At 64.5% G+C, this 20,355-nt stretch carries 8 protein-coding genes and 1 tRNA gene; 2 read left to right on the top strand and 7 right to left on the bottom strand.

Annotated elements, in window-relative coordinates:
• Positions 1 to 34 precede the first annotated feature (34 nt).
• From hypF to C2L80_RS04085, 6 genes are all read right to left on the bottom strand, one after another.
• Positions 35 to 3,019 carry a carbamoyltransferase HypF gene (gene hypF, locus C2L80_RS04110; protein WP_239938695.1) on the bottom strand — a complete coding sequence of 995 codons (2,985 nt, stop codon included), beginning with the start codon at positions 3,017 to 3,019 and terminating at the stop codon, positions 35 to 37.
• Positions 3,020 to 3,249: 230 nt separating this feature from the next.
• The gene (locus C2L80_RS04105) at positions 3,250 to 4,968 is read right to left on the bottom strand and encodes a glucose-6-phosphate isomerase (protein ID WP_087198466.1); all 1,719 of its coding nucleotides are present in this window, start codon (positions 4,966 to 4,968) and stop codon (positions 3,250 to 3,252) included.
• A 460-nt stretch (positions 4,969 to 5,428) separates the two neighbouring features.
• Complete coding sequence (locus C2L80_RS04100; protein ID WP_087198464.1) at positions 5,429 to 6,142, bottom strand: LytR/AlgR family response regulator transcription factor; 714 nt, start codon at positions 6,140 to 6,142, stop codon at positions 5,429 to 5,431.
• A 333-nt stretch (positions 6,143 to 6,475) separates the two neighbouring features.
• A complete protein-coding gene (locus C2L80_RS04095; protein ID WP_103262703.1) occupies positions 6,476 to 7,354 on the bottom strand; it encodes a tyrosine-protein phosphatase in 879 nt (292 codons plus the stop codon).
• Positions 7,355 to 7,646: 292 nt separating this feature from the next.
• Positions 7,647 to 9,074 (bottom strand): Sapep family Mn(2+)-dependent dipeptidase, encoded by a 1,428-nt coding sequence (locus C2L80_RS04090; RefSeq protein WP_103262702.1) that lies wholly within the window; start codon positions 9,072 to 9,074, stop codon positions 7,647 to 7,649.
• A gap of 270 nt (positions 9,075 to 9,344) precedes the next feature.
• Positions 9,345 to 17,246, bottom strand: a complete 7,902-nt coding sequence (locus C2L80_RS04085; RefSeq protein WP_129589888.1) for a Spy0128 family protein — start codon at positions 17,244 to 17,246, stop codon at positions 9,345 to 9,347.
• A gap of 663 nt (positions 17,247 to 17,909) precedes the next feature.
• Between C2L80_RS04085 and C2L80_RS04080 the strand changes: the two genes are divergently transcribed.
• Positions 17,910 to 17,992 (top strand) — tRNA-Leu (locus C2L80_RS04080).
• Between the two features lie 82 nt (positions 17,993 to 18,074).
• Here the strand turns inward: C2L80_RS04080 and C2L80_RS04075 are convergent.
• Positions 18,075 to 18,320: a hypothetical protein gene (locus tag C2L80_RS04075; protein WP_103262700.1), complete on the bottom strand. Its 246-nt coding sequence runs from the start codon at positions 18,318 to 18,320 to the stop codon at positions 18,075 to 18,077.
• Positions 18,321 to 18,913: 593 nt separating this feature from the next.
• Here C2L80_RS04075 and C2L80_RS04070 point away from each other — a divergent pair.
• Positions 18,914 to 20,164 (top strand): transposase, encoded by a 1,251-nt coding sequence (locus tag C2L80_RS04070; protein WP_103262699.1) that lies wholly within the window; start codon positions 18,914 to 18,916, stop codon positions 20,162 to 20,164.
• The last annotated feature ends 191 nt before the right edge of the window (positions 20,165 to 20,355 follow it).

The following is a 20,355-nucleotide window of genomic DNA, read 5'->3' as shown; positions in this document are numbered from 1 at the left end:
CTTTCGTATCGCAGTGCGGCTTCGCAGGCGCGCCTTACACGTCGCCCTCGGCGACGCCCTCTTCATTCGCAGCCCATGCTACCACAGCTTGCCCGAACGAAACGCAGCCGTCGTTGGGCGGCAAATCGCGATTGACGGCCACCGTGAATCCTGCCGCCTCGAGCGCGGCGAGCGCATGTTCGACGAGGTAGCGGTTCATGAACACGCCACCGGAAAGCGCCACCGCCTTGATGCCGTACAGGGCGCGCGCAAGCTCGGCTGCCGTGACGACGGCCTGGACAAACGCATCATGGAAACGGCGGGCTATGACGGAAACGGGCACACCGGCCACCACGTCGTCGAGCAGCGCGCGGAAGCAAGGGGCCGCGTCGAACAGAACGACGGACGTGTCCTGCGCGGTGCTCGAAGAGGTGGCGGTGTTCTTGAGGACGGCGATGGCGTAGCGCTCGGCTGCGGCGGCATCGTCGCTTTCCTCCCAACCTGAGGATTCTCCCTGACTTACGGGCATCTCCCGATCCGCGGACTCCCCTTGCCCAGCGGATTTCCAACCCGCGGATTCCTCCTGCTCAGCGAACTCCTCCTGGCCGGCAGATTCTTCCCGACCTGCGGATTCACCCTGTCCAGCGGGCACCTTCCAACACGCAAGCTTCTCCTGCGCCGCAGATCCTTCCCGATCCGCAAGCTCCTTCCAACTCGCAGATTCTTCCCGATCCGCAAGCCCCTCCTGACCCGCGGATCCTTCCCAACCCGCAAATTCCTCTCGTCCTGCGGATTCTTCCCGACCTGTAAGCTTCTCCTGACCTGCGAATTTCTCCTGTTCCGCGGAACATGTTTCACGTGAAACATTCGTTCGTTCGGCGTCGAAACCCCCTGCGACGCAACGGGTGGACGAAGCGGCAAACGAAGCAGCAACCGAATCGGAGGGGGGCGCGCCGTCAAGCTCGGCAGCGTCGATGGCCGCTTCCAGGAGGATGGCGGGCTCACCTTCGTAGGCGGGGGCGGTGCAAATGCCGAGGAGCGCGCTGGCCGCGTCGAACAGGCGACCGACCGACGAGGTTTGGGGGGTGTTGATGCCGTGCTCGATCATCTGCTCGCACACGGCAGCCTGTTCGCCAAGCGCCTCAAGCGCGCGCGCTGCGCCGGGATGGTCGAGCAGGTCGAACGCCCACAGCGCGCCGTAGGCCATGCGCAGCGGATACCGCACCGCGGCCGCGCCGCCGGGCATGGGCACGTAGGCGAAGTTCGCGAACCGCTCGAACGCCGCGCGATTCGCCAGCAGCACTTCCCCGCCCCAGATGGCGCCGTCCGCTCCGTAGCCCGTTCCGTCGAACGCGATGCCGCACACCGGCCCTTCCAGTCCGTGCTCGCCCAAAACGGCGGCGATGTGCGCATGGTGATGCTGCACCTCCGCAAGCGGCAGACCGCACGCGCGGCTGCGCTCGCGCGCCCACTTCGACGCAAGGTACTCGGGATGCAGGTCGCAAGCGAGCAGGGTGGGTGCGATCTCGAACAACGCCTCGTAGCGGCTCTTGGCCGCAAGCCACGCGTCGTACGTCTCGGCGTTTTCCATGTCGCCGATGTGCTGCGACACGAACGCCTCGGCATCGCGCGTGAGCGTGAACGTGTTCTTCTGCTCGGACCCTGCGGCGAACACGGAGTGTCGGCGCGCCGCGGTCGCAGGTCCACCAACGTCAGCGAGGGTTTCCGCAGCGTCGGCCCGTTCCGCTGGCTGACTAGCCAGTGAGATAGGCAAAGGCGCGTAGCCGCGGGCACGACGGATGAACTGCACGGCCTTCCCCGCGCTGCCGGCGGCGATGACGCGAACGACCGAGTCGTCGTAGCGCGTGCGGATGGCGCGGTTGTGGCCGAGGAACGCGTCGGCGACGTCGAACAGCTTCTCGTAGGCGTCCTCGTCGTCGATGACGATGGGCTCGTCGTGCAGGTTCCCCGAAGTCATCACGAGCAGCGGAATGTGACCGCACCCCCGCGCCTTCGCCGCCTTCGTCACATCGGCGAAGTCGTGCAGGAGCAGGTGCTGCATCGGCGTGTAGGGCAGCATGACGCCCAGCTCCGGCAGACGGTCGGCAAGGCCGGGGGCGAACGTCGCGTCCGGCCGCTTGCGCATGAGCACGATGGGCCGCTGCGGCCCCGCGAGCACGCCGGCCTCCTCGTCGCCCACCTCGCACACCTGGCGCGCGTCGTCGACCGAGGCGGCCATCACGGCGAACGCCTTGCCCTCGCGCCGCTTGCGCGCGCGCAGCTTCGCCACCGCCTCGGGGTTGTTCGCATCGCACACGAGGTGGAAGCCGCCAAGCCCCTTCATCGCCACGATGCCGCCCTCTGCCAGCAGCCTCGCGGCGCGCGCAAAAATCGCGTCGCTCTCCTCGCGCGTCGCGCCCCAGGACACCGGGCCGAGCGGCGCCGACACGTCGCCGCCTTCGTGCTCGCGCCAGCTCACCTGCGGGCCGCACGCAAAGCATGCGTTGGGCTGGGCGTGGAAGCGACGGTCGAGTGGATCGCCGTACTCCGAGGCGCATCGCTCGCACAGGGGGAAGTCCTTCATGGACGTGCTGGCGCGATCGTAGGGCAGCTTTTCGATGATGGTGAAGCGCGGGCCGCAGTTCGTGCAGTTGATGAACGGATAGCGGAAGCGGCGGTCGTTGGGGTTGAACAGTTCGCGCGCGCAATCGTCGCAGGTGGCAAGGTCGGGCGACACGAGCGTGGTCTTCTCCACGGCGGCGGCGTCGGAAAAGCGGATCTCGAACGAGTCGAAACCCTCGATCGGCACCTCCTTAAGCGCGACCTCCTCCACACGCGAGGCGGCCGGAGGATTCTCGGACAACTCGAGCACGAACTCGTCGAGCAGCTTCCCTTCGCCTTCCGCGTGGACGAACACGCCATCGGCGGCGTTGAGTACCCAGCCGTTCACCAGGTACTTCTTCGCCATGCGGTAGACGAAGGGGCGAAAGCCCACCCCTTGCACGATGCCCTTCACCTGGATGTCGAGCGCTTCGATCATTCCGAGCCTCCGCTTCGCCTTCAACCTGCAAGGGCGGCCTCCGAGGCCGCCCTTTCTCGCTTCGTTTCTCACACGGCTCCCCGAGCCGTGGCACCGATGCTTCGCCGCTGTCGCTGCAATCGCCGAACAGGCCGCCGCGCGCCACCGCAAGCCGACGCGCTTCACGCAAGCCGCCGCGCGTCACGCAAGCTGCCGCGCCTCTACGCCGCAGCGCACTCGTCGCATCGCCGCTAGCGCGTCGGCGCCTCAAGCTCTTCGAGGATGCCCATGATCGCCTCCGCCAGCTGGCGCAGCGTCACGCCCGAGTTGTCGGGCAGGTGCAGATGCACGCAGCGGCGGCCGCGATCGGCCAGCGTCACGAGGTCGCCCGACGCCTGGGCCTTCGCAAGCGACCCCAGGCTTTCAGCCTCTTGGCCAAGCGGGATGTCCTTCAGCTCGTCGGCCGACAAGATGAGGAACACGCCGCAGTTCGGGCCTCCCTTGTGCAGCTGCCCCGTCGAATGCAGGTAGCGCGGCCCCACTTCCAGGCAGGATACCACGCCGCGCTTGTCGGCCACGCCGTGGCGGATCGTCTCAAGCGCCTCGCGTCGGCCCTCGCCGGTGAACGGCAGAAACGCGTTGAGCGCGAAGAAATCCCCCGGCTGGATGCTGCCCAGAAGCGCCCGGAGCGCACCGCACACGTCCGTGCAGTCCTTGAAGCACGGGGACAGGCGCACCTCCACCTCCCCCATGTTCACCTCGCCAAGGAAGTCTTGCACGAAGTCGGGCGCGGGCTGGCCGTCACGCAGGATGTCGAGCACCGCAGCCTTCGCCGACGCCACATCGGGCTGGTCGAACGGGCACACGCGCATGAGGTAGCCGCACATGGCGATGGCGTACTCCCACATCACGAAGTGCTCGGCAAGCTCCATGACCGAATCGATCTTGAAGTTCGCCCGCGGGATGGTGGGATCGATGTAGGACAGGCTCATCTCGAAGTTGCGGCGCTCGTCCCACAGGTTGTTCTGCGTCTGGTACACGATGACGCTGCGATCTCCCGGATCTTTCGTGAGCAGCAGCGAATCCACCTCGATGTTCGGCAGGATGCCCTGGCCGTCCTTACCCAGGCTTTCGGCCACGAGCTGCTCGATCCACAGACCCAGCACGCGGCCGCGCTTCTGCGTGAGGAACGAGAACTTGTTGCGGCCCTGCAGGTAGTTGTCGTACAGAAACGAGGCCAGGCCGATGGCCGGGTTGTCGATGGCGTCCTCGCTGCATTGGCGCTCGGCGTTCACCGCATGCTCCATGAACTCGTGCAAATCGACGCCCACAAGCGCAGCCGGCAGCAAGCCGAACACCGACAGGGCGGAGAACCGCCCGCCCACGGACGGCTCGCCGGAGAACACCGCGCCCCAGCCCTCCTCGCGCGCCTGACGCTCCAGGTCGGAGCCGGGATCGGTGACGGCCACCAAATGCTTGACCAGCTCCTCGGGCGGGATGCGGTCGGCCACGGCGTCGCGCACGGCGCGCAGGGCCAGACGCGTCTCGATGGTGCCGCCGCTTTTCGAGGAGATGATGAAAAGCGTGGTTTCGGGCTTCACTTCGGCAAGAATGGCGCGCACGCGCACCGGAGAGTCGGAGTCGAGCGTCTTGAACGTGATCTTCGACGAATCGGGCTTGTTGTACTTCGTGATGGTCATCGGAGCCTGGGTGGAGCCGCCCTGCCCAATGAGCACGACGGTTTTCAGCCCCTGCTCGATGATGGAGTCGGCGAACGCTTGGATCTTCTCAAGCGGATACGGAGGATTGCTGGCGAGATCCGTCCATCCCATGTACTGCTCGGCGCACGCGCGCGCCTCGTCCGAGAAGCCGTACAGGCTGGCATCCCGGCCATGAAGGCGGCTGGCGACGCATTCTTTCACGAGCGTCTTGGCGGAAGGGTACAGTTTTTCCATATCACCAGACAGCATGGGCACCTTCTTTCTGCGTAAGTTTTCCCATTCTAGCAAACGCGCGTGAAGCGCGCCCGCGCTGAACGCGCCCTTGTGATGGAGTTGTGAACGAGAGCGGAGAAAGCGAGGGGGGGGGGCACCTCTCGCGCCTGCGGGAAGATCGGCGACGCGCGATGAGCGCGACAGAAGGGGCAGAGGACGGCTGCAAGCGAAGAGGGTTTTTGACCTGCGACAACAATGATGAAGAGCGCAAACGCCGAGCAAGAAGAGCAACGCGCGAGGGACGACGTGCACGAAACGGCATGTGAGGAACGAGCGCAAGGGGAGGCACGTGCGAAACAACGCGCACGGAAAGGCTACGAGGGACGACGTTTTGGCATCGGAGAACGTCCCTGAAAGATCGCCGATTATCGCCGCCCCAAACGCACAGCGGCCCGCTCTTCGGAGCGGGCCGCGTTCGATCGACGCAACGCGCGTCTTACAACCCGAGCGCCTTCTTGAGGGCCGAAACGCGACGGCGCGAGACGGGGATCTTCTCGTCCACGGCGTTGAGCGTGAGCAGCAGCGTGCCGCCCGACACCGATTCGATCTCCTCCACCATCGACAGGTTCACCAGGTAGCCGCGGTGCACGCGGAAGAACCCGTGGCCGTCGAGGCGCTTCTCCAGCTGAGCGAGACTCACCGTGGAGAAGTAGCGGTCCGTGTCCGTCTGCAGGTACGCGTAATCGTCGCGCGCCATGACGAAGCGGATCTTGTCGATGCCGATGAGGATTTTCTTGCCGCCCTTTTCGACAGGGATGCGCTCGGACTTCTGCGCCTGCACGTGCAGCGACACGTGCTCGCGCACGCGGGCGATGGCCTGAGCAAGGCGCTCCGTCTCAACCGGTTTCACCAGATAGTCAATGGCGTTCACCTTGAACGCGTCGAGCGCGAACTCGCTGTAGGCGGTCACGAAGACCACGGCGGGCGGGAATTTGAGGTGCTGCAGCGCCTCGGCAAGCTGCAGACCGGTGGCCTCGGGCATGTTCACGTCGAGGAACATCACATCGCAGGGGTATTCCTTCAACTTCTCGATGGCCTCGCGCACGCTGGCAGCTTCGGCGACAACCTCGGTCTGCCCCAGCTCGTCGAGCAGGAACTTCAGTTCCGAGCGCGCGGGAGCCTCGTCATCGACGATCATCGCTTTCAACACCAGGGCCTCCTCGCTTCGAACGCTTGCAATCGATATCGCCCCTGTATTATACGGCATCGCGCGCCGCCCGCGCGCAAAAGCCGAAAGATCGGGAGAATCCGCCGCCGGAGGGGCGAGTGGCGGGAACGGACCGCGCGAGGGAGCGGGTGCGCGTGGGGACGGGGGGCACGAGCATGACAAAAGGACGTGACAAAAGGACGGGGATATCGTCACATACGCGCAGACGCACGCAGGCTGCTAGCCCCAGACGCCAGTGGCCCGCACGTGCAGGCATGCTCAGGCTACGACGCCCGAACGCGCGGAACGCTCGGCAGAACGCATTGGGCCCATCGGTCACGTGGGGCACACGAGATAGCGGTCGCGCAGGGCGGCGCGCTTCTCGTCCGTGACGCAGAGGGCATCGCGCAGGTAGTCGTCGAAGCTACCGAAAGCGCGCTCGGCAGCCGAGAACGCCGCCTCGAGAAAGCAGGGCTCGGCCGAGTTGAGCACGCGGATGCCCTCGTCGAACTTCCCGGCCAAACCGTGCGCGGCCAGCGCGTCCGCAACGTCTTGCGCATGCGACGCCACATGGCGGTTGGTGGCCAGGTAATCGGCCATGACGACATCGCGCGGAACGCCGAGCGCGTGCAGAAGCAGCGCCGCCGCCAAACCGGCGCGATCCTTCCCCACCGTGCAGTGCCACAAGACGGAGCCTTCGTTCGCGCCAGCGGCCAGCACGTCGTCGAAAAAGCGAGCGTAGCCGCGCTGGCTCTTCTCATCGAGGATCAAACGCTCGTACACGCCCTCCATAACGCCAGCCGGATTCTTCTTGAGCGCGCGCAGGGCCTTGAGCGCGCCCAAAAGGCCTCCTTCGCGCGTGACGCCGAGCGCGGCCGTGTCGAGCACCGGGTCGTTCACGAAACGCACGCCCTCCATGGCGTCCTCCGGGTCGGGATGCTCGCGCCGCTCCTCCTCGGTGCGCAGGTCGATGACCGTGCGCACGCGGTACTCGTCGAGCAGCGTGCGAAGGTCGCGCTCGGTGGCGCGGTCGAGCGCGCCGGAGCGAATGAGCCGCGCGGAAGCGACCACGCGACCGTCGGAGGCGGGGATGCCGCCGAGGTCGCGCGTGTTGGGAAGCCCCTCGAGCACGATGCGCCCGTCGGAGGCGCATTCGAGCCCCTCGGCATCGGCGATGGCAAGCGGCGGGGTGAAATCGGGAACGGTGTCGACCATGATGCGGAGCCTTTCATGACGGGGTGGATGGGGCCTTGCGGCGAGAAGGCAGACGGAGCGCCACCCCCGTCCCGCACCCGCACGCGGGAGGCACGATCCGGCGAGCGGGAGGGAGGGGGGCAGGGCAAACGCCCCGCGCCCTGCCCGCATCCGCGAACCGCAACCGCCCGCTGCGCGAGCGCCCCTCCCCTTCTCTGCGCACGCGGGGAGGGATGATCGGGCCGTGCGCCGCCCAGCAAGCGCGGGGAGATTCGCGAGGTGGGCCGCAGGAGGCCGCGTAGCGCAGACGCGCCTAGCGCAAATCGAGCCTCATCAGCTTGTCGAGGGTGAGCGCGTAGATCCTGAACGCCTGCTTGAGCAACTCCTCGCTCACGCCCTCGTCGGGGCCGTGCATGAGGCCCACCCAGACGGGATCCTCGATCCACGGCTTCTCGGGCCCGAAGCTGGCGCCGCTCGAGAACTTGCGCGCGTACGTGCCGCCACCCATCGTGAACGGCTTGGCATCCTCGCCCGTGGCCTCGTTGTAAGCGTTGAGCAGCGCTTGGATCACCGGGCTGTCCGGCTCCACGAGAAACGGCGGCATCACGTGCGCCTCGCCAAGCGACCCGCCAACCCTTTCGACAAGCCGCCCGAGGCGCGCGGCGATCTCCTCGGCTGTGATGGAGGTGGGATAGCGGCTGTCGAGCGTCTGCACGAACCGGTCGCCCTCGATCTTGATGGTGCCGCCAACCACGGTGAGCGGCCCGAAGTGCTCGTCCTCGCACGCGATGCCGATGCCGCTGCCGTCGGTGTGGGCGAGCAGCTTCTGGTCAAGCTCGAAGAAGGCGCGCTCGTCGGGCGAGCACAGATCGTTGGCCAGCAGGTAGTCCACGATAAGGCCGATGGCGTTCACGCCCGTCTCGGGCAGCGAGGCGTGCGCGCCCTTGCCCGACGCGGTGATGCGAGCGTGGCCCTCGCCGTCGGCGACGATGGAAAGGCGCTCGGCGGCGGGCAGACTGGCGGCATCGGCCCTCACCACGGCCTCGGCGATGCCGGGCACCGCGTTCGTGGCAGCACCGCCCGTGAACGCGATCACCACGCGCTCGGCCTCGGGAATGGGCTTGCTGGAAAACGAGCCGCTGTAGCCCCCCTTTTCGCCGTAGCACACGGGGAACTCGGCGTCGGGGGTGAACAGAAAGGCCGGGTCGTCGTAGCGCTCGCGGTAATAGGCCACGTCGGCCATGCCGGTCTCCTCGTTCGCGCCGAACAGGAAGCGTAGCGTGTAGGGGAAACGCGGCGCTTCTCCCGCGTCCTGCATGTCCTTCCAGAACTTCATGGCGTGCAGGGCCACCACGCTGGGACCTTTGTCGTCGATCACGCCGCGGCCGATGAGGTAGCCGTCCTTGCGGGCGACGTCGTAGGGCTCGAACGTCCAGCCGGGGCCGGCGGGCACCACGTCCATATGGCCGATGATGCCAAGCTGCGTGTCGGATTCACCGGGGAAGTCGGCGTAGCCGATGTAGCCGTCCACATCGTGCGTCTGAAAGCCCATGTCAGCAGCCATGTCGAGCGCCGCCGAAAGCGCCTTGCGCGGGCCGGGGCCGAACGGCGCGCCCTCGGATGCCTTGTCCAACTCCTCGAAGCTGGGAATGCGCACGAGGGAGGCGATGTCCTCCACCATGGCGTCCCAATGGGCCTCAAAATAAGCGTCGATTTTCTTCGTGAGCTCTTCGTGCTCCATAGATGCCTCCCTGTTCTTGGATACGCGTGCGTTTCGGCCTATTATGCGCCATCGGGCACCGATGCGCCAGACGGGCGAAAGCATGTTGCAGGATTGTCGGGCAAGCGAGCGTTCGGATCGAGAGGCCGCGTCTCCCGTGCGCACCGAAGAGTTCGCAAAGGATAGGCGCGCGACCCCCCCCCCTGCCCGCCCTCCTGCCGCTCTCGACACCACATGAAAAAAGGGCCGCCGATCGCTCGGCGGCCCCTTGCCAACCACTCGTCTTAGGCGCTAACGCCCGTTCCGACGCGAACGACGCAAGCGGAGCGCTGTCCCGCATGCGACGACCGCAACCGCCAGAGCCCCGCTGGCCAGCAGGGCCGTCGGTGCGGCGTCGCCCGTCTTGACGAGCGTGTTGCCGTCGCCGGCATCGTCCGCCGGAGGCAGCGGCTTGGGCTCCTCGGGTGCGGTGTAGGTGTTCTCGAACACCGGCGCGCCGTTCTCGCCGTAAGCCCAATCAGCAGCCGAAAGCTTACCGGTCGCCGCACCGGAGTCATCCTTGTCGGTCACGTTCACCGTCACCGTGTACACCGCGTCATCGTAGGTGATGGTGCTATCGGAGCCCTTCACCTCGGCGATCTCGTAGATGTGCGAGCCCACCTCGGTATACGGAACAGCCTCGAATACCACCTTGCCCTCGGCGTCATTCGTAGCAGTGCCAACAACCTCGCCGTTCTCGCGCAGCTCGAACGTGAACTCGCCTTCCTTGAGCTCGCGGCCTACAAGCTCCTTCTTCGCGTTGAAGACGATGCTCGTCGGAGCGGCTTCGTACGTGTTCTCGAACACGATCTCCTTCACCTGCTCCTCGCCGCGCGTCACCGTCCACGCAACGCTCAGGTTGCCCTGGCCGTCGTCGGTCACTGTTGCGGTCGCCGTGTAGGTAGCGGGATCGTACGTCACGCCGCCGAGCTTGTTATCCGTCTCAGCGATGGTGTAGGTGTGCGTGCCCTGCTCGCTGAACGGAATAGCCGGGAAGCTCACCGTTCCGTCGGCCTCGTTCTTCGCGGTAGCCACAACCTCACCCGTCATCTGGTCGGTCATGGTGAACTCAAACTCTCCAGCCTGAAGGTCGCGGCCAACAAGGCTCTTGGCCACCGTCACCGCACCGTCGGTCGGCGAGGAGCTGGTCTCCGTCACGTCGTAGGTGTTCGTGAAGGTGAACGCCGCGCCCCCGGAGGGCTCCGTCACGGCAGCGGTCAGGTTGCCCTTGCCGTTGTCGGTCACCGTCACCGTGAAGGTCTTCACGCCGCCCTCGTTCGTCACGCCGGACATGCCGCCGGACTCAGCAACCGTGTAGGTGAAGGTCTTGGAGCGCACCTGGCCCGCAGGCTCAGAAAGCGCCTCGACACCGCCCTCATCGCCATTGTCCGCGGCCACGTCCTCGGGCCACACGTTTTCAAGCGTGTAGGTGATGGGGTCGAACTCCACGTTACCGGCAGAATCATTCTGGGCCGTAGCGTTCTCGGGCATAGGCGCACCGACCTCGCCTGAAAGCGTGAAGGTGAACTCCCCGCCCTTGAGCGCCGGCACGTTGAGGTCCTTGCCCTCGACACCCTTGACAACCTTCTGACCCTTGACGGCCAGGTTCTCGTCCTTGGCGCCGTAGGTGTTCTCGAACACCAGCTCGCTGCCCGCGTTGCCATAGTCAATCGACACGGCGAGCGTGCCCGACCCATTGTCCACCACGTTCACCGTGATGGAGAAGCTGGAGACAGTCGCGGTCACACCAGCCTCCGCGAGCCCCGCGATGTCCTCGGCAACGGTGTAGTTGATGGCGTACGTAGCGACACCGTTCTCATCCGTCACCTCGGCAATACCCTGGGCAACCATATCCTTCAGCGAGTCGATGCTGTAGCTGATCTCGCCGAACGAGATAGCCCCGTTGGCATCGTTCGCACCCGTGGCAACCTGGTTGCCCTTGTCGTCCTTCACCGTAAAGGTGAACTCCCCGGACACCAGGTCACGGCCGGTCAGCTCCTTGTGAGCCTTGAGCGCGCCCTCGCCCGTGGCGGGGATGGAGCCCGTGGCGTCGTAGGAGTTGTTGAAGACCACTTCGGCGCGCGGGGCGGCCTCATCGGCAACGGTGTAGGTGTAGACCACATCGTCCTTGCCATCAGCGGAAACGGTAGTCTTCACCGTCATGACGCCCTTGCCGTCATCGGCCACCGCAATCGACACGGTGTAGGTCGTGCCGTCGTAGGTGTACCCCGTCGGCGCGGTGCCGTTCTCCTTCACCGTGTAGGTGAAGGTCTTGCCCGCGTCGGCCTCGTTGAACACCAAGCTGTCGAAGACGGAAGCGGTGCTCGTCGCGACGCCGGTCTTCTTGTTCATGGAAGCTGCAGACACCGTGATGGTCTTGGCATCCGCACCCGTCTTAGCCTTGGCGTCATCGTTCGTGGGCGCGACCTCGAAGGAGAACTGGTCGGCTGCGATGCTGCGGCCATCGAGGTTCTTCACGAGCGTCAAGCCGCCCTTGGCGTTGTAGTCCAGCGAGGACTTGTACTCGTTGGCGAACTCGCCGTTCGCGACGGTGGCAACAGCGGCCAGCTTGCCCGCGCCACTGTCCGAAACCTCAACGGTCACCGTGGCGGTACCGCCATCGTACGTGACACCGGGCAGATCACCCTTGGTCTCGGTGACCTTATAGATGTAGGTGCCAGGCGTGGTGAAGGTGATATTACCGAAGTCGAACGTCGCGGTGTTGCCGCCGTCCTCGGGGGCCCCGACCGTCTTGGTGTCCTCTGCGGGCATGGGGATAGGATCGATCGCCGCACCATCGGGCGTCTTTGCACTATCGGCCTCGATGGCGAACTCGAACTCCTCGTCTTCCCATGCTTTGCCCGTGAACACCTTGGTCAGAGCAGCGCTGGTCCAGTCAACACCCTCATTGGGGCCAGCCGTGTAGCTGTTCGTGAACGCGGCGGCATCCGTCACGTTCTTGTCGGCGTCCACCTCGGCGGTGTCGTTCTTGTACTCGATGGTGGCATCAAGCTGGCCGTCGTAGCCGTCATCCGTCACCGTGACAATGATGGTCGCGGTGTGGTTGTCGTACTTCCAGCCGTCCACCACGTCATCGCGGCCCTGAACCTCCTCAACCGTGAAGTCATAGATGCCCACGGCGTTGAAGGAGATGGCTCCCCATGTGGCGCGCTTGTCCTCGCCCGCCTTGAAGTCATCCGTGATGTTCACGGTCTTATCGAAGCCCGCAACGGGTTCGACGTTGCCCCACTTGTCATCGCCCTCGTCAACCGGCGCCAGCGTGAAGCTGAAGTCCTCGGCGTTGTCGCGGCCCATGACCGTCTTCTGCACGGTCAGGCTCTTCTCGGCACCCTCGCCGCCGATGATGACCGGCTTCGCAGCGTACGTGTTGGTGACGGTGGGGTTGTTGCCCGTGATGCTCTCGATGCGCAGCGTGTCAGCATAGGTGCCGTCCTCGGCCTTATCGGTCACAACCACCGTGATGGTCTTCGGCTCGTTGTCGTACGTCCAGCCGCTTTTCTCGTCGTCCTGGCTCGTCTCCGTCACCTTGAAGGTGTAGGTGCCCGCCTCCGTGAAGGTAATGTCGCCGAACTTCAGCGTCTCGGTCGCGCCATCGGCGAGACTCTCCTGCGTGGTCGCGGACATGCCGTCGAAGGCGGTCTTGCCTTCGCCCGAGCCCTCGAACACGGCAGAAGCGTCGCCGTCCAGCGTCAGTTCAAAGTTGAACGCCTCGGTCGCAGGAGCGCCCTCAACCTGTTTGGTGACCGCCAAAGCGTTATCCGCCCCGGAATCGATCGTCACCTCACCGGGCTGGTAGGCGTTCGCGAACGCGACGACATTGACTGTGTCGTTAGCGGTAGCGCCCTCAGCGTCCTTCACCCGCGTGATGGTGGTCTTGGCAGACATGTTGCCCTCACCGTCGTCGGACACGGTGATGTCGACGCGGTACTCGCTCTTGTCGTAGGTCACGCCGGGCTTCTTCTCGGCATCGGTGGGCTCGGCCTCATCGACCAAGTAGGAGAACGTCTTGCCCGCGTCGTCCTGCGTGAACGTCACGTCGGCGAGCTTCTTGACGGTCCATGCCACGCTGGCGGCGGTGCGGTCGTTCGTAAAGCTCTTATCCGCGTCGGCTAGCTTGGCCTCGGCATCGGCGGCGGGAACGCTGCCCCCATGCTCCACGCCCGCGATGGTGAAGGCGAACTCGCCGTTGTCCATCGTGCGCCCGGTCATGGTCTTGCTCACCTCAAGGCCGCCGTTCGTCAGCTCGCCGTAGCTGGTAGAGTTGGTGTAGGTGTTGGTGAAGCTGTTCGTCGGAGCATCGACGCTTCCGTACACGACGCTCGCCTCGAGTTTGCCCTCGGCCTTGTTCAATGTGACGGTCACCGTCACCTCGCAGGTGTGGCGGTCGTACTTCAAGTTGTCAGTGTCGCTCGGCGCATTCTCCTTCATATCGAAGGTGTACGTGCCGACCTTCGTGAAGGTGATGCCCGCCTCTCCGCCGAACGCGAACGGGACGGTAACACCCTTTTCACCGCCAGAAGCGGTCGCCTTCAAGCCATCCTCTGTGATGCCCATCACGGCACCGCTATCGATGGCCTCCAACGTGTTCCCCGTCGGCGTCAGTACGAACTCAAAGCTCTCGCCCCCGAGCATGTCACGCCCGACCATGGTCTTCGTCCCGCTGATAGCGGTCTTCGTCTCGTCGGACAGCACAACATCCGTCGGGTTGTAGACGTTCTCGAACACCACATCATCCTTGACGGGTTGCTGGGTCGCCTTGATAGTCACCGGGTCATCACCCTGCGCAGGAACCTCCTCGACGACCAGCTTCACGACGCGTTTCGTCGCGGTGTCGTAGGTCATGCCCTCCTCGGACCCCGGCAGCTCGGTCAACTCGTACTCGTAGGTGAAACCGACGTCGTTCCCGTCGAACGTGATGTCCTTGGAGCGGAACTCAGTGCTGACGTTGCCAATCTCGACGGTCGTTGAGCCCTCAGCGGCATCCGCGGGCATCGGCACATCGGCGGCTTCCACGGTGTAGTTCTCACTGGAGCCGCCGACGGTCTCGTACCCGCCGAGCGCCTTGAGCTGGACCTTGAACTTGCCCGGGGTAAACGGGTTGGCGCCGCCCGACTTGTCATCGTAGCTCTTCACGGCGACAATCGCTTGCGTGGCGTCATCCGGAGCGTAGCTGTTCGTGAACGTCGCGACGCGATTCGGAACGTCCACGCCCTGCTCCCCCTCGCCGCGCATCTTCGTCATGGTGACGCCGGTCACCTCAAGCGCGCCCTCGCCGTCGTCGGCCACGGTTATGACCACCCGGTACGACTCGTTGGAGTAATTGATACCGGGAATCGGGCTCTCGGGCTCGTCCTGCTCCCAAACGTCGTAGGTGTACTTGCCGGGCTTGTCGAAAGTCACCTTGCTGAAGGAGGCCGTCTTGTTGGCGTCCGTGCCCTTGATGGTCACGGTCGCGGGATTGAACGCGGGAGTGTCGTTCACCCCCGAGATGCCGAACGTGAACTCGTCGGCGTCGCGCCAGTTTCGGTTTTCGAGAATCTTCTCAACGCTGATGGCGTACTCAGCCGGCAACTCGGTGACAGGGCTTGCCTGATAGGTGTTGGTGAATTCGACTGCGGCGTTCTTGCCGGCGGCGAGGTTGCCCTCGGCGGTGCCGCTGGTCACCTGCGAGGTGAATCCGGGCGTCGTCGTCAAGTCCTCGGCCACCGTGTAGGTAGCGTTCGCGGGCAGGCCGTAAATGTAGAGCGTTTCGCCGTGCTTCAGGGAGTGGGTGGCCGCGCCGTCCTGGATGGACAGTTCGAAGGGGTTGCCCACGGTGGCGCCTTCGGCGTTTTTCACCTCAGCCTGATAGGAGTCATTAGGCACGTTTGTGAACGTGAAGTTGAACGTGAAGTCCTTCTGCTGGTAGTCCGCCAATTTGCCGTCGAAGCCATCAGCCGCCTCGACATTCTTGCTCACCTCGAGGGTGGCGGGCTGCTCGACGGAGCGCTTGCCGTTGTTGCCCAGCGACACCTTGATGGACTTCTCTCCCACCCAATCGGGGAAGATGTACTTGGTCGCCGTGCCGGTTTCATTGCTGCTGAACTGGTCCTCGCCCTTGACGCAGTCGAAATCGCTGGTGCGGTTCAGGCGCGCGGTGCCAGCCTTCATGAAGGCACCCTCGGCGTCCGAGCCGTAGTGGCCGGCATGGACGGTCGTAAAAGCGGCGACGGGAATCGAGATATGGTCAGGCACAGGGATGCCCGCGGTGCCTTCCTGCTTGAAATAGTCGTTCTTGTAGTAGACGGTTTCGACGCCGCTGTTGCCCTCGAGGTCGTTGAGAGTCGCACGCTGCATGCACTCCGGATCCGTGTACAGCGGCGTGTTCTCGGTGAAGTAGTAGAACTTGTTGCTCGTGGCAGGCGTGAATTCGGCAGTGGTGTTGCCGGTGTCGCTGCCCTTCGTGTAGTCGTTGGAGTAGAAGTTCACTTCGCCGTTCTCGGTCTTGTTGGCGGCGATGTAGTCCGTCATGTTCGCATCAGGCTTGGCGAGCAACTCGTCGACGCCGTCCTTCAGGCCCACGCTGTAAAAGATGCGGATGGGATACGCCTTTGCAGTGCTCATGCTGACGGTGCCGTCCTCATCCGTATCGATCCCGTAGTTGCGCAGCGGGATGAGCTGCGCGGGGACCTTCACGGTCACCGTGTCGCCCTCGCCGTCCTGGCCCGGCGTCACCGTAACGATGAGGTTGGAGAGGTCGGCTTCTTGGTACACGCCGTTGCCCTCGAACTTGCCCTCGAACTTGAAGATGGTGCCGTCCTCCTGGCGCGTTCCGATCTTCTTCTCGTTGGCGAAAACCACCGTCATGGTATCGCCCTTGACCTCCATGTACTTGCCCAGCGTGTCGGTGAAGGTGATGTAGCCGTCCATACCGAAGCCGTCGGTCGTCTCGGTCGGCGAGGAGCCAGGCGTCTTGATGTCCTCGAAGATCTCCCGGAAGATGTTGTTCAGCTCGTCGGCATCCGAGGTGGCCTTGTAGTAATCCGCGTCCTTCTCACGGACGCCGAAATCCACGCTGAGGGTGCCGTCGGAAGGATTCCACGCATTATCGGCACCGCCTTTAGTGCCCGTCGCGGTGGCGTCGGGATAATTGCTAGAAGCGGCATTCATGTAGTTGTTGGTCTTGTCTGAAGTGTCCGAAGGGTCGGCGCCCTCGAAGATACCGATGGTGTAGATGAGAGTGTCTTCCTCCTTCATCTCCCCAGCGGTGTTGATGACGGATGCGGCGCGGGTGCCGTCAAACGCGTAGTTGCCTGGTTCTCCGTCAGTGAAGAAGATAACGACCTTCTGCGCGTTGTCGCGAGCGCTCTGCATCTCCCTCTGGGCGGCCTCGATGCCCTCATCCGCCTCCGTGCCCCCGTTGGCCCGGAGGCCGTCGAGCGTATCGTTCATCCTACCGGCAGCATCCGCGGTAACCGGGGTCAGCCCCATCTCGATCTCCGCCCCTCCGGAGAAGGTGACGATGCCGATGCGGTGCATCAGGCTCTCATCGCCCTGCTTCTGGTTCTCCTCAAGCGTTTGGGAAACGAAGCCCTTCACCGCCGACTGCAACGCCTCAAGGCGCGAGGACTCCCGCTCGTAGAACTGGGTGTTCCGCCAGTCGCCTTGGTTTTCTTTCGGAGTAACAGACCGCCAACGGCGTCCATCGCGATAGCCCCACTCGTTTTCATCGGAGCTGTAGGTAACTTCCCGATAGCCATTCCAGCCGCTACTAATGTAATAAGCCTTGCTCGTATCAAGCTGAGGCCCATAAACCTCGTTGTAAAGGTTCTCACTTCCGTCCATGGCGTACGCCATCGAGCCGGACGTATCAAGCACAAGCACGATATCAAGCGGCTGGTTGGTAGCAGTGGTGAGATTGGACGTAGAGGACAACGCCGAAAGGCCAACCAAGAAGTCGGCACCGGCATCCATTTCAATGATGCCGTCCTGAATATCGCCCGTCAACTCGATGTTGCCGGCGGAGACGGTCTTATCCGTCCAGATGCGGCCCACCGTCTGGGTGTTGTTCTCCTCAACGTAGCCGTTCCACGAATTGATAGTAGACCCGTCGGCGACGGCGTCTCCTTCGGCTGCGTAGGCAACCGTTGGCACTACCAAGAGCGCCAACACAAAGGCAATCAGGCAAGCGAACAGCCTAGAACGCTGCCCCCCCCCCCTGAGCTATTCTTTCGATTCTGTTCGCCGTCATTTTCTGCTCCATTTCTTGCCACGTCGCGCATACGTGCGGATCCGGATGCCGCAACAACCCGCCGAATCCATACATACAGCCAGCATACCCGTTCTCCCAGAAAATATGCAACGATTTAGAAAAAATTCGACTACGATCAGGAAGCCGAGTATCACACAACCTGCGACAATTATTCACAGACGACAGCCCTCTGAACAGCCTTGACGCGAGTCCTTTCTTTCATTAGTCACAGACGAGCCCCCCCCCCGGAGAACATTTTCCATGGAATCTTCATTTTTATATAACCATGCCACATAGGATTATCCGAGTTTTTGAAAGCCCACCTTGCCAAAGGCTCCGGCTTTCGATGACGAGCCCGCTTTCCACGATGCGTCTCGCGCAAACGAACGCATCGCGCACCCAGCACATGCTCGTGTTTTTACCGCGAACCCTTCGCGCCCAGTCGCGCTATCGCGTTACCGCCCGCATCACCGTTCCGCACCATCGCGCGTATACGCATGCAAGCGCGAATGCGCGACATTTTTCCCTCGACGCGCCCCAGCACATCCGGTATACTTCTGCGATGCGCCCGAGTGGCGGAATGGCAGACGCGGCGGTCTCAAAAACCGTTGTCTTTGACGTGCGAGTTCGACTCTCGCCTCGGGCACCATCCGCAGACAAGCGAGCCCCCGAAGCACATGCCTCGGGGGTTCGCCGCTTTTCCGAGTTGTGCGGCGCAACCGAGCGACCGATCATGAGACGTTTACGGTTGCGTTGCCGGTCACGAGCGCTAGCAGGACGAACACTCCGCCCGTCAGCACCATGACAGCGCCAAGAACAAGGAAGAACAGGCAGCCGAGCCAAGCGAACCTCTTGCCGCCCTCGCTCCATCCCCAACCGTCTTTGCCCATGAACCAGGCGACCAGCACACCGGGAAGGCCCCCGAACAATCCAACGCAGAAATACCCGAACTTCGCCAAACCGGACAGCTCCCTCATGCTCGCTCCTTTCGATCGCCTTGCCACCATGGTATCCGACAAGGGGCAACGGGAAGACAACGAGCGCGCACCGGATCGTCAGCGTATCGCGCACGCCGGATCGCACCCGCTGGATGCATGGCGCACGCCGAGCGCATGTACTTCCGGCAGCAAGCGCCCGTGTTCGTGGCGGGTTTTGGCGGAAATCCGCGGTCGGAGCCTTCGAAACCGACGGCGCGAACACCTTACCAAGCAAGGGAAAATATGTTATGCCTGTTCAGAGAAGCGCCGTCATCCGAATGCGTCGAAGAGGCGCAAGACGAAAGGCGGATTTCCGTCACTGATAATCGTCAATGGGTTCGCCCTTCTTTTTTTCTTCTGGCCAGAGAAGGGTAACCTGCGTTGCAGGGACGGCGCGGTGGCTCGTTTTCCGTCCGACGCCCGAGGGCTGTCTTTGGTTTGAGTCGCCCCGCGCCGTCCCGGCGACCCGAGGACCGGCCATGACTTGATAGGAGCATGGGCGCGGCCGCAGAGCAGCATCTGCATTATAGCGCTCCCGCCAGTGACGCGTCTGCCCGCCCGAGGGTCGCCGAGCACCCGAGGAGAGGAGAAGGATGAACGAGAGAGGGACGGTCGCCGCCGGGACAGGCACCCGCAAGGACACGCGCGCGCTGTGCGTGATCGACCTCGTCGGCCGCGTCGTGGCGACCGGCGCGTACGCCGCCGACGGCGAGGGGTACGACCGGATCGCCGCGGCGATCGGCGACCCGCGCGACTGCGTCGTGGTCGGGGTGGAGGGGACCGGCTCGTACGGGGCCGGGATCTCCAGGAGGCTCGCAGAGCTGGGCTACGACGTCGTCGAGGCGGTGAGGCCCAAGCGCGAGAAGAGGATGGCGGGCCGGGACAAGAACGACCCGGCCGACGCGGAGAGGGCCGCGCGGGACGCCCTGGCCGGCAAGGCGTCCGGCGCCCCGAAGGCCGGCGGCGGCTGGGTGGAGGCCCTCAGGTTCCGCATGGTCGCGCGCGACGCCGCCGTCAGCGGGCCGGCCAGGGCGGCGAACTCCGCGCACGCGCTCATCGTGACCGCGCCGGCGCCGATCCGCGGGGAGCTCGGCGGCATGAAGGCCCCCGCCCTGATGAAGGCGCTCTCCCGCAGGCGCAGGGCCCGCGACGTCGTCGAGTCGTCGCTCTGGGAGTCCCTCCGGTCCCTGTCGCTGTCGTGGATCGGCGCGAAGAAGGCGGCCGCGGCCCACGAGGAGGCCATGAGGGAGATACTGCTCGCCAACGCGCCCGCCCTGCCCGGCATCCGCTGCTGCGGCACGATAAGCGCCGCGAGGCTCGCCGTGACCGCCGGGGACAACCCCGAGAGGGCGGGCGGCGAGTCGGCGTTCGCCTCCCTTTGCGGAGCCTCCCCCGTCGAGGCCTCCAGCGGCAAGGTCAAGCGGCATCGCCTGAACCGCGGCGGCGACCGGCAGGCGAACCGGGCGCTGCACGCCATCGCCCGCCAGCGCATGAGGCGGGACTCCCGCACGAAGCCGTGCGTCGACAAGCGCACGAAGGAGGGCAAGAGCGGGCGCGAGATCGAGCGCATCCTCGTTCGCTACATCGCGCGGGAGGCGTACGGCGCCCTCGTGCGCCCGACGGACGCGGCTTGCGAGCCCTACAGGACGTCGGCGAGGGCGGCCAAGTCGGAGCGCCTGAGGGCCGGGGCCACGCAGGCCCAGGCCTCCCGCGCCCTCGGCGTGGCGAGCGCGCGGATAAGCGAGATGGAAAGGGGGCGCCTCGCGGATGCGCCCCTTCTCCAAAGGTACCGGAGCTGGCTCGAGAGCCTGTCCGCCGGAGAAAGACGGGAAAGCCCAGAATAGGGCTTGACGGGAAATAGGAGCCTCAAAACCCGCCAAAAGAAGCCGATTGGCTGGCGGGCGCGCCAATCCCCTCCCCGCCCGCAGAGCGACACAAAGCGCGTAAGCCTTCACAGACGCAAACGAGGAGCGGCAAAGGCAACGCGATCCCGCAAGCACCGCCCTTTCCCGCGCGCTTGCGCGCGGGAAAGGGC

Origin of the sequence: Rubneribacter badeniensis (assembly GCF_002899695.1) — a bacterium.
Lineage (GTDB): Bacteria > Actinomycetota > Coriobacteriia > Coriobacteriales > Eggerthellaceae > Rubneribacter > Rubneribacter badeniensis.
This window is presented reverse-complemented; position numbering and strand designations above follow the sequence as displayed.